8 protein-coding genes are annotated in these 10,080 nt (G+C 55.4%); 4 read left to right on the top strand and 4 right to left on the bottom strand.

Features of this window, described 5'->3' with window-relative positions; genetic code table 11:
- Nucleotides 1–27 precede the first annotated feature (27 nt).
- On the bottom strand, nucleotides 28–510 hold the full coding sequence (locus RHM61_RS06030) for an SRPBCC family protein (protein WP_322250230.1): 483 nt from the start codon (nucleotides 508–510) through the stop codon (nucleotides 28–30).
- A 114-nt stretch (nucleotides 511–624) separates the two neighbouring features.
- Here RHM61_RS06030 and RHM61_RS06025 point away from each other — a divergent pair, with 114 nt between their 5' ends.
- The 4 genes from RHM61_RS06025 to RHM61_RS06010 all read left to right on the top strand — a co-directional run bounded on the left by RHM61_RS06025 (nucleotide 625) and on the right by RHM61_RS06010 (nucleotide 4,712).
- The gene (locus tag RHM61_RS06025) at nucleotides 625–2,667 is read left to right on the top strand and encodes a UvrD-helicase domain-containing protein (RefSeq protein WP_322250229.1); all 2,043 of its coding nucleotides are present in this window, start codon (nucleotides 625–627) and stop codon (nucleotides 2,665–2,667) included.
- A 23-nt stretch (nucleotides 2,668–2,690) separates the two neighbouring features.
- Complete coding sequence (locus tag RHM61_RS06020; RefSeq protein WP_322250228.1) at nucleotides 2,691–3,590, top strand: TraB/GumN family protein; 900 nt, start codon at nucleotides 2,691–2,693, stop codon at nucleotides 3,588–3,590.
- Nucleotides 3,580–3,990: a hypothetical protein gene (locus RHM61_RS06015; protein ID WP_322250227.1), complete on the top strand. Its 411-nt coding sequence runs from the start codon at nucleotides 3,580–3,582 to the stop codon at nucleotides 3,988–3,990. The genes RHM61_RS06020 and RHM61_RS06015 overlap by 11 nt, the downstream gene beginning before the upstream one ends.
- A gap of 92 nt (nucleotides 3,991–4,082) precedes the next feature.
- On the top strand, nucleotides 4,083–4,712 hold the full coding sequence (locus RHM61_RS06010; RefSeq protein ID WP_322250226.1) for a YcbK family protein: 630 nt from the start codon (nucleotides 4,083–4,085) through the stop codon (nucleotides 4,710–4,712).
- 25 nt (nucleotides 4,713–4,737) lie between these two features.
- On the opposite strand, the gene RHM61_RS06005 is transcribed toward RHM61_RS06010, so the two are convergent.
- The 3 genes from RHM61_RS06005 to RHM61_RS05995 all read right to left on the bottom strand — a co-directional run bounded on the left by RHM61_RS06005 (nucleotide 4,738) and on the right by RHM61_RS05995 (nucleotide 10,068).
- Complete coding sequence (locus tag RHM61_RS06005) at nucleotides 4,738–7,488, bottom strand: pitrilysin family protein (protein WP_322250225.1); 2,751 nt, start codon at nucleotides 7,486–7,488, stop codon at nucleotides 4,738–4,740.
- A 64-nt stretch (nucleotides 7,489–7,552) separates the two neighbouring features.
- Nucleotides 7,553–8,377, bottom strand: a complete 825-nt coding sequence (locus tag RHM61_RS06000; RefSeq protein ID WP_322250224.1) for a D-hexose-6-phosphate mutarotase — start codon at nucleotides 8,375–8,377, stop codon at nucleotides 7,553–7,555.
- 89 nt (nucleotides 8,378–8,466) lie between these two features.
- A complete protein-coding gene (locus RHM61_RS05995) occupies nucleotides 8,467–10,068 on the bottom strand; it encodes a GMC family oxidoreductase (protein WP_322250223.1) in 1,602 nt (533 codons plus the stop codon).
- Nucleotides 10,069–10,080: the final 12 nt, after the last annotated feature.

Raw genomic sequence — 10,080 nt, 5'->3', positions numbered from 1 at the left:
ATTATGCGGCCGCTGTTTTTTTTTCAGTTAGTTTACCAAGCCATCGAGCCGGCCGATTTCGGCCAGTTCGCGGATGATGCGCACGGTATCGATGTCGGCTTCCTGATAGGCCGAGCGGCGGTACTCGTTGTAGAGCTCATTTTCGGCATCTTGTTCGGCGCTGGCACCGTCGACATAGGTGAAGCGCACAAACAAGGCGTCTGGCTGCGGTTCTTCGATACGCATATGCAGTGACGATGCCGGAATCTCACCTTGTGCGGCGACCAAGTAGCGCACTTCTTGTTGCGGCGTGAGCACGACCGTGTCGACGACCGTGAGCTCACCGTAACGCAGGCTGCGTTGCATGCCTTGTTCGCTGCGGGCAGAAATATCGGCGCTGTCGAGGTAATCGATGAACAGTTTTGGTGTTTCGGCACGCAGCACCAGACCGCGCCACAGTTGGGCGCGACTGATGATGAGGATAAGTGGGTTGGGGAGATCGTTGATTTCCACTAAGTGTTCGAATTGCATGGTCTGACCTTGTTGGCGGGACAATAATGGGCGCTAGTTTACTCTGCTTCGGGGAAAAACAAACAGGCGCGTAAATCCGGCTACAATGGTGCCTGATTTGCTTTTCACAAGATTATGTCCCACGGCCTCAATACTCCCCAACGCAACGCTGTCAATTATATGGATGGTCCTTGTCTGGTGCTGGCCGGTGCAGGTTCGGGCAAAACCCGCGTGATCACGCAAAAAATCGTCAATTTGATCGAATTGCACGGCTATGAACCGAAACATATCGCGGCGCTGACCTTTACCAATAAGGCCGCCATGGAAATGCAGGAACGCATTGCCAAGTTATTGGCCGAACCGCGCCAAGCCCGGCAGCTCACTGTGTCGACCTTTCATTCGCTGGGCGTGAAAATTCTGCGTCAGGAAGCCCAAGCCTTGGGTTTGAAAGATCGCTTTTCGATTATGGACAGCGATGATTGTTTTTCGCTGGTACAAGATTTGGCCATCACTACCGATAAACAACTGATACGGCGCATACAAACCGCCATGTCCTTGTGGAAAAATGCCTTGATCGATCCGGAGACGGCGCTCAAGCAAGCCATCGACGAAGACGAAGCCATCGCTGCGCGGATTTACCGCAGTTATGTCGCCACCTTGTCGGCCTATCAGGCGGTGGATTTTGATGATTTGATACGCTTGCCAGTAGAATTATTCCGCAGTAATGAGCAAGTGCGTGATAAATGGCAGCGCCGATTGCGCTATTTATTGGTCGATGAGTACCAAGATACCAATACCTGCCAGTACGAATTGGTCAAATTGCTGGTTACCGGGGTTGGCAAGAAGCCGATGTTTACCGCCGTCGGCGACGATGATCAGGCGATTTACGCCTGGCGTGGCGCGACGATAGAAAACTTGACGACGCTGCAGGTCGATTTTCCTGATTTAGTCATCATCAAACTTGAACAGAATTACCGCTCCAGCACCCGCATTTTACAAGCGGCCAACGCCGTCATCGGCAATAATCCGAAGTTGTTTGAAAAATCGCTGTGGTCCGAGCATGGCTTGGGCGACCCGGTCAAAGTGCTTGGCATGCAAGACGATGAGCAAGAAGCCGAACAAGTGGCCATCATGATTTCGGCGCACCGCTTCGAACGCCGCGCGAATTATTCCGATTACGCGATTCTGTATCGCGGCAATCACCAGGCGCGGGTGATCGAGCAAGCGCTGCGCAAGGAAAGAATTCCGTACACGATTTCCGGTGGCCAGAGTTTTTTCGATCGTGCCGAAATCAAAGACATTATTTCTTATTTACGTCTGATCGCCAATGAAGACGACGATCCGGCCTTCATCCGTGCCATTACCACGCCCAAACGCGGGGTCGGCCAAGCCACGCTGGAAGTGCTCGGGGCCTTCGCCGGTCAGTGGCAGTGTTCCTTGTTTGCTGCGGTATTCAAGGGCGGGCTCGAAGCCAAGTTGACCGAACGGCAGTTGCGCCCGCTGCGCGACTTCGCCACCTTCATCAACCATGTCGAAGCGCATGCCCATCGCGAAGGCCAAGCCGGTGAATTGCTCGACGATTTGATGAAGGAAATTAATTACGAAGCCTATCTCTACGACAGTTTCGATGACCGCGCCGCCCAAGGCAAATGGCAGAATGTGCTCGATTTTACCCAATGGCTCAAGACCAAAGGCAGCGGCGGCAAAGAGGGCACCGATGAACATCGCAGTCTGCTCGACTTGACCCAGATGGTGGCCTTGATGACGATGATGGAAGGGAAAGATGAAGCGCCCGATGCGGTGCGCATGTCGACCTTGCATGCCTCGAAAGGCTTGGAGTATCCACATGTGTTTTTGGTCGGGGTGGAAGAGGGGATCTTGCCGCACAAGGGTGACCCTGATGCGCCGGCCGATACGATCGCCGCGCGCATCCAGGAAGAGCGGCGTTTGATGTATGTTGGTATCACCCGCGCACAGCGCACTCTGCATATCACTTGGTGTAAAAAACGCAAACGTGCCGGCGCGCCCGTGCATTGCGATGTCTCGCGCTTCGTTAAAGAAATGCAGCTCGACGAAGGTACCGCGGTGCCGACCGAAGCCGAAACCCTGACGCCGCGCGAACGACTGGCGCGCTTGAAGGATTTATTGGCCTCGGGCAAGCAAGCGGGTGGCCAGTGATAAAAAAATATACGAGTGCAGCGATGAAGCGCGGTTTTTGCGTGTTGTTGCTGGTTTGGGTGCAGCCGCTCTGGGCGGCCGCACCGGTATCGGGGGGCTTATGGGAAGTGCGTCAAGGTGCGCACACCGCTTACCTGTTCGGTTCGATTCATGTGGCACGCGCCGATTTTTATCCCTTGCCTTTAGCAGTACAGCAAGTTTATCGCCAAGCCGACACGCTGGCGGTGGAAGTCGACCCTAGCCGTCCTGGCGAAATGCAAAAAGCCCTGCCCTTGCTGACCTATGCCGCCCCTGACAGGCTGCAGAATCATTTGCGCACCAGCACCTGGGAGCAGTTATTGCTGCGGCAACCGCAAGCAGCCACGCAATGGCAGCAATTGCGCCCTAGCTTGGTGGCCAGTGCTTTGCTGGTTGCGGCCTTAACGCCGCTCGGGTACACGGCCGAGTTCGGCATCGATCAGCATTTCATCACGCGCGCCAAAGGCGACCACAAAACCGTGTTGGAGCTGGAAAGTATGGTGTTTCAGGCTGGTATTTTGGGTGGTTTGAGTGATGAAGTTGGCGACGCCATGTTGGCGCAAACGCTCGATAGCATCACTGACGGCACGCTCAAAAGTGACACCGCTCGCTTGGTGCAAGCCTGGAAAGCCGGCGATGCTGCGACACTGGAGCAATTGTTTCTGGCCGAAGCCAACAAAGATGCGGCCGCCAAATTATTCATGCAAACTTTGCTTGATGACCGCAACCCCGCCATGGTCACACAAATCCTGGCGCAGATGGCGGCGGGGCGGCGTTTGTTGGTCGTCGTCGGTGCCGCCCATATTTCCGGCCCACGCAGTCTGGTCGATCTGTTGCGTAAGCGCGGTTTGAAAGTGCGTCAAATTTCTTCTTCTAATAAGTCAGGCTATGTGTATGTCGATTGAATCCCCTTCTGCTTTACCAGCCGTATCAATGCAAGAACAGGCCTGGTTACTGCTGGAAAATGCATACGAAGTCGAGGCTTGGTTAGAGCTGCATGATCGTGAGTTGCAACAAGTGGTGGCGAAGAACAGCGTGGCCGGGCATGGGGTGTGTTTTACCCTGTTGCATGGCGGCGAATTGTATTTGCATACCAACAGCGATGGCGATATCTTGCTCGACCTCAGCCCTGAAGCGGCATGGATTGCGCCAGTGGTGACGGCCGTGACCCAGGTCGAGGCCCCGCGGGCGCAGATCTGGTTGTTACGTGGCCATTTGTTGACGCAATTGATACTCGGTCTCAACAGTTTGATTGCTTCGAGCCGCTTGGTGTTACGACACGAATTCAGAACGAGTAAGAAGTAAGCGTAGCCGTAGCCGTCTGGCCGAACAGCCGCTACACTTTGTTCTTAGCCTTATTTTTATCCTTATTTCGCGCCCACTATTGGAGCTGCCCCATGCTTGCACGTCGTTATTTTCTCAAAAAAAGCCTGATGCTCACCGCTGCCGGTCTGGTTTGCGAGAGTCATTTATTACCGTTTGCTGCCGCGGCCACTCCGTTGGCACCGCCACCCGATTTATTCGATTCGCAGGCGCTCGATCTCGATTTCTGGCTCAAGCCGCGCACGCTCGACTTAGTCCGTCCCGCCTCGGGCGAACGCTGCAAATTATTGTACTGGCAGGATGGCGAATTGCAGTCTTCGGCATATGAACAACTGTGCCACTTGTTGCGCGATGTGAATGGCAAAAAAACCGTGGAGATCGACCCGAAATTACTGGAAACTTTATGGGCCACGCAAGCCTATGTGGCGCGTCTTGGTATGACCGATCCCTTGGTGATCTTGTCTGGCTATCGCACGCCGGAATCGAACCGCCATTTGATCGAGCAAGGTGTGCCGGCAGCGCGTAAATCACTGCATATGGATGGCAAAGCGGCGGATATCCGCATTGCCCAATTGCATGAAGAAGTGCTCGGTGATTTGATTCGCAGCTTCCGTGGCGGTGGCGTCGGCTTTTATTACCGCGCCAGCGCCAACGGTGGCTGGATTCATACCGATACTGGCTTGCAACGCAGCTGGAAAGGCTGACGCCAGGCTTAGTCGTCGTTGCCGCTTATTTAGCGTTCAGTTTAGCGCGGCTTTCGTCACCCGCAATGAAGACGCTCAGTTTGGCCGGATCGATATGCCGACGGAAGGCTTGGTTGAGTTGCTCCAGCGTCAAGGCGGCTACCTTGTCGTCGAAGCCTTGAGCCCAAGCCCAAGCACGTTTCAAATACAAATTATTGTTGGCACCGCTGGCCAATGCGGCATCGCTGGTACGCGCCTGCACCCGTTGCTGTAAAAAACCAGATTTGGCTTTGGCCAATTCCTCTGCACTGAAGCCTTCTTTCAAGACCCGGCTCAATTCTTCTCGTATCGCCACTTCGAGTTTCGCCAGATTTTGTGGTGCCGCTGTGGCGCTGATGGAAAAACTGCCGACCCGATCAATACTGCCAGCTTGAATACTGGAACCGCCGCCATACGACAAGCCATCTTTTTGACGTATGCGTTCGAGCAAACGGGAATTCAAACCAGCCCCGCCGCCGAAAATATAATTGGCTACGCGCAGCGCAGCAAAATCGGCATCATCATCGCGCAAGTTGAGCGTCATCGAACTGGCATAGATGCCATTTTCTTTGTCCGGCGTGTTGAAGGTTTTGCGGCTGGCGGCAGGATCGGCGCGCAGCGAGTTCAAACGGGTCCAAGGGGCTTTGCTGTCCCAGCCCTTGAATGCGCTGGCCACCGTGGTTTTGATGGCATCGGCATCGAAGTCACCGACGATAGATAACTCCCCGTTGGAGGCACCGTAAAAATCGCGATGGAAGGTCCGCACATCGGCGGCCGTCAAGGCGGTGAGCGCGGCCAGCGATTCATCCAAGCTCAGTGGGGCACGGAAATCGCCGCGTGGATAGCTGTTGAATTGCTGCGCCAGTTCACGGCCGACGATGGCACCCGGTTCATTGCGACTCGCTTCGAGTGCAACGATGCTGCGTTGTTGCAGTTGCTTGAATTCACTATCGGGGAAATTCGCATCGCGCAAAATTTCTGCCACCAGTGCCAATGCGGCTGGCAGATTGTCGCGCGTGGTTTGGAAGTCTAACAAGCTGCCGCTCATTTTCAATTTCGACATTTGATCACTGATTTCGGCGCGGCTGTAGCGCTTCGTACCGCTGCTGAGCAAGCTGTGGGTCAGGCTGCTGACGGTGCTTTTGCCGAACAGGCTGGTTTCATCACCCCAGTGCAGACTCAGTGCCACGTCGACCGTGGCACCACGATTTTTTTTCGGCAGCAAGGCCAGTTGCAAACCACCGATGCGGCTGATGCTGGTGCGGCGGTCGAGATTGGCTGGTGCCGGATCAAAATTCTCGCCGCTCAGTATGGCGGCTTTCGGTTTGAAGTCGCGCATGACGTCGGCCATGCTCGGGGCCATCGGCACCTCGGCACGCTGCGGGGTATCTTCGGGAATGAACATGCCGGTGGTGCGGTTGTCGCGTACCAGATAACGTTGTGCCGCTGCGCTTACTTGCTCCGGCGTGACCTTGTCGGCATTGTCGCGATCGACGAACAGATAGCGCCAGTCGCCCATGGCAATGAATTCCGACATTGCCACCCCGATCGATTCATGATCGTTGAGCATTTTTTCATATTCATTGGCATTGTCGCGCTTGACGCGCTCCATTTCTTCGGCCGTCGGCGGATGGAGTTTGAAGTCTTCTATGCCGGCTAACAAGGCCGCTTTCGCCTCTTCCAGCGAAGCGCCTTTTTTTACTGCAGCACCGATGATAGTCAGACCCGGTGCGACATGTCCGACTTCGGTGGCAAACACTTGCACCACCTTGCCGGTTTCTACCAATTGTTTGTGCAAGCGACCATGCGGGGCATTGGTCAGAATGTCACCGGCAAAGCCGATGGCATCGCGATCCGGGTGCAAGCCGGCCGGTACTTTATAGGCGATCATGATGAGTTGTATGTCGCCCTTGCGACGCACGACAAAATTGCGTTCGCCATCTTGGGTCGGCTCGACTGTCCAAAACGGCGGCAGTACCCGTGTTGGTTTCGGAATTTTACCGAAGGCTTGACTGATCCAGGCCAAGGTTTTGCTGTCATCAAACTTGCCTGCTACCAGTAAGACCGCATTGTCGGGCTGGTAGTAAGTGCGGTAAAAACCTTGAAGATTTTCAATTTTGACGTTTTCGATATCGCTGCGGTTACCGATTGTCGCGTTGCCATAATTGTGCCAATCATAGGCCACACTCTGCAGACGCTTCATCAGCACGCTGCTCGGGGAATTCTCGCCGCCTTCGTATTCATTGCGTACCACCGTCATTTCACTGTCAAGATCCTGGCGTGCAATGCGCGAATTGACCATGCGGTCGGCTTCCATTTCCAGCGCCCATTGCAAGTTGCTGTCGTCGGCTTGAAACAATTCATAGTAATTGGTGCGATCCAGCGAGGTCGTACCATTCATGCGCATGCCGCGCCGGTTGAATTCTTCGGTGATATTGGCATGCTTGCCGGTGCCTTTGAACATCATGTGCTCAAGCAAATGCGCCATGCCGGTTTCGCCGTAATTTTCATGCCGCGAGCCGACCAGGTAGGTCATGTTCACGGTGACCGTCGGTTTGCTGGCATCCGGCATGAGCAAGACCCGCAAGCCGTTGGGCAAGCGGTATTCGGTCAAGCCTTCGACGCTGGTAATTTGCTGCATGTCTGGCGGCAGTACCAGTGCTTGCGCGGACTGTGTGCTGAGGATCAGGGCGCCGCTGCAAATGAGGATGCGTAGCAAGGGTGTGAACGGTAGGAAACGAAACGAGACAGATGACATGGAAAGTCCTTATGGCAAAACTTCGAAACAATGCGGTCGTGGCCAAGCCACCACCCTTGTAAGCCTATTGATCGCTGAGCGTCATGGTCTGACTACCGTTCCAGCGCGTACCCGGTGCCAAGACCACCGGCTGACGGACGATGGCGGCTTCCACGCAGAGCATACGCTGTTCTTCGCCGGCTGCCAGATCCGGCAGTTTGACCGCAGCATCGGCTCCGGGGTTCCATACCACCGCATCAGTAAAACCGCTGCTCTCGATGTGCAACTGCTGCTGCTGCGCTTGTTCCAGCCGCAGCGGCTGGGTCAGCGGCCCGTAAATTCTATCAATTTCTTGGATATGGTGTAAATACTCGGCCGTTTCCAGCACATCGTTGCGGTCGCACAAGCTGTCACGGTAAACCACGCCTTGTAAGCCATGTAGTCGCGCTTGTGCCAAGTCTGCCAGCGCGAAATAGCTGTGCAAGGCGGCGGTGAAGCTGAACGGTGTATCGCCGCGGTTCTCGATCTCCAAGCTCACCTGTAGCGTATTGGCGTAGACGCGCACCGTCAACCTGGCCGTGAAGACATGCGGCCAGATAGTGAGCCGTGCGATATTTTCTTGTAGACAAAATACTGCCACGGCACTGCCGTCGGGGTGCATCTCATTGCTCTGCAATTTCCACTTGGCGGTACGGGCGAAACCATGCCTCGGCAGTGGGCCGAGCGTGGCGAATTGCGGAAAAATCACTGGGATACCGCCGCGAATGGCGCTGTCCGAAGTAAACGCGGAGCGTTGGCTGAGAAATAATTGTTCCTTGCCCTGCGCCGGTATCCATGAACAGACGTGGGCACCGTGGCTGGCAATGCGTGTGCTGGCGCCATCACTGGCGCGGAGGGTCAGAAATTCCATGTCGCTTGTTTTGTATTAAACAGACCCCTATTCTAAGCCATGGCGATAGCGAAACATGGTAATTTTCACCATGTTTCACCAGGGAGACTTCAGCCTCGTTCCGCCATGATCATCGCCGCCGCTTTTTCCCCTATCATCATGGTGGGCGCATTGGTATTGCCGCCTATCAGAGTTGGCATGATGGAGGCGTCGACCACGCGCAAACCGGCCATGCCATGTACCTTCAACTGCGCATCGACCACGGCCATGGCATCCTTACCCATTTTGCAAGTACCGACCGGGTGATATACGGTATCGGAAGTGGCGCGCAATACCGCACGTATCTCGTCATCGCTGTGCACTTGCGCGGTTTGAAAATCGCTGCTGCGCACCTGTGCCAAGGCTGGGGCATCGAGCAAGCGGCGCGTCAGTTTGAAACCCTTGAGCATGTTTTCCAAATCTTCCGGATGCTCGAGAAAACGCGGATTGATCAAGGGCGCAGCATGCGCATCGGCGCTGGCCAGGCGTACTTCGCCCACGCTTTGCGGTCGTAGCAAGCACATATGGCAAGAGTAACCATGGCCGAGATGGAGTTTGCGCGCATGGTCGTCGAGCATCGCCATAACAAAATGTAATTGGATATTGGGTGCTGCCAGTTCCGGGTCGGTTTTCAAAAAGGCACCGCCCTCGGCACCGTTGGAACTCATCAAGCCACGCCTTTGGTTTTGATAGCGCCGCCATTCGCGCAGCATACGCACACCGCCAGCGGCAGAAATACCGAGCAAATCGAGGCTAGGGGCGCGGTACTTGAAAACAAAATCGGGATGATCTTGCAAATTTTGGCCGACCCCGGGTAAATCATGTAGCACCGCAATGCCGAGCGCTTGCAAGGCCGTCGCGTCACCGACCCCCGACAACATTAATAATTGCGGGGTTTGGAAGGCACCGGCGGCGAGCAGAATTTCGCAGCGTGCGCGCAAAATCTTGAGCACGCCGTTTTGGCGCATTTCGACGCCGACCGCACGCTTGCCTTCGAACAGTATCTTCGTCACCATACAGCCGGTTTCGACCCGCAGATTGGCACGCTGCCCCATATGCGGACGCAAATAGCCACGCGCGGCGGTCCAGCGTTCGCCTTCATGCTGCGTCACTTGATAAATGCCGACGCCTTCTTGCTCGGCACCATTGAAATCGGGATTGATCGTGAAACCGGCTTGGCGTGCCGCAGTAAGATAAATCTCTTGAAACGGATTGTCGCTGCGCAGCTCGCTGACTCGTAAAGGCCCATCCTGACCATGATAGGGCGCACCATGGCTTTGATTGTGTTCCGACTTGATGAAGTAGGGCAGCACTTCCTCATACGACCAGCCGGCATTACCAAGCGCGGCCCAGTGGTCATAATCGCTCTTGTGTCCGCGCACATAGACCATGGCATTGAGACCCGATGACCCGCCCAGCATTTTGCCGCGTGGTTGATAGCCACGGCGGCCATTCAGGCCCGGCTGTGGTACGGTTTCAAAGGCCCAGTTATTGAGCTTGGTCGGCAGCATGGCGACCACGCCGATCGGGGTAGTGACGACCCAACTGTCGCCGGCACCACCGGCTTCGAGCACGGTCACGCTGATGCGTGCGTCTTCCGACAGCCGCCCGGCTACAGCGCAGCCACCGGCACCGCCGCCGACGACGATATAGTCAGTCATTGTTGTTTCCATCTTGTCTCCTCG

Origin of the sequence: Undibacterium sp. CCC3.4 (genome assembly GCF_034347425.1) — a bacterium.
In the GTDB taxonomy this organism is placed as follows: Bacteria; Pseudomonadota; Gammaproteobacteria; order Burkholderiales; family Burkholderiaceae_D; genus Undibacterium.
Note: the sequence above shows the minus strand (reverse complement) of the source record. Positions and strands in the feature narration are given on the sequence as shown.

Bases quoted from the DNA above. Each gene is read 5' to 3' on its own strand.
- RHM61_RS06010 (WP_322250226.1), top strand. From the start codon at position 4,083: ATGCTTGCACGTCGTTATTTTCTCAAAAAAAGCCTGATGCTCACCGCT.
- RHM61_RS06020 (WP_322250228.1), top strand. From the start codon at position 2,691: ATGAAGCGCGGTTTTTGCGTGTTGTTGCTGGTTTGGGTGCAGCCGCTC.
- RHM61_RS06005 (WP_322250225.1), bottom strand. From the start codon at position 7,488: ATGTCATCTGTCTCGTTTCGTTTCCTACCGTTCACACCCTTGCTACGC.
- RHM61_RS05995 (WP_322250223.1), bottom strand. From the start codon at position 10,068: ATGGAAACAACAATGACTGACTATATCGTCGTCGGCGGCGGTGCCGGT.
- RHM61_RS06000 (WP_322250224.1), bottom strand. From the start codon at position 8,377: ATGGAATTTCTGACCCTCCGCGCCAGTGATGGCGCCAGCACACGCATT.
- RHM61_RS06030 (WP_322250230.1), bottom strand. From the start codon at position 510: ATGCAATTCGAACACTTAGTGGAAATCAACGATCTCCCCAACCCACTT.
- RHM61_RS06025 (WP_322250229.1), top strand. From the start codon at position 625: ATGTCCCACGGCCTCAATACTCCCCAACGCAACGCTGTCAATTATATG.
- RHM61_RS06015 (WP_322250227.1), top strand. From the start codon at position 3,580: ATGTCGATTGAATCCCCTTCTGCTTTACCAGCCGTATCAATGCAAGAA.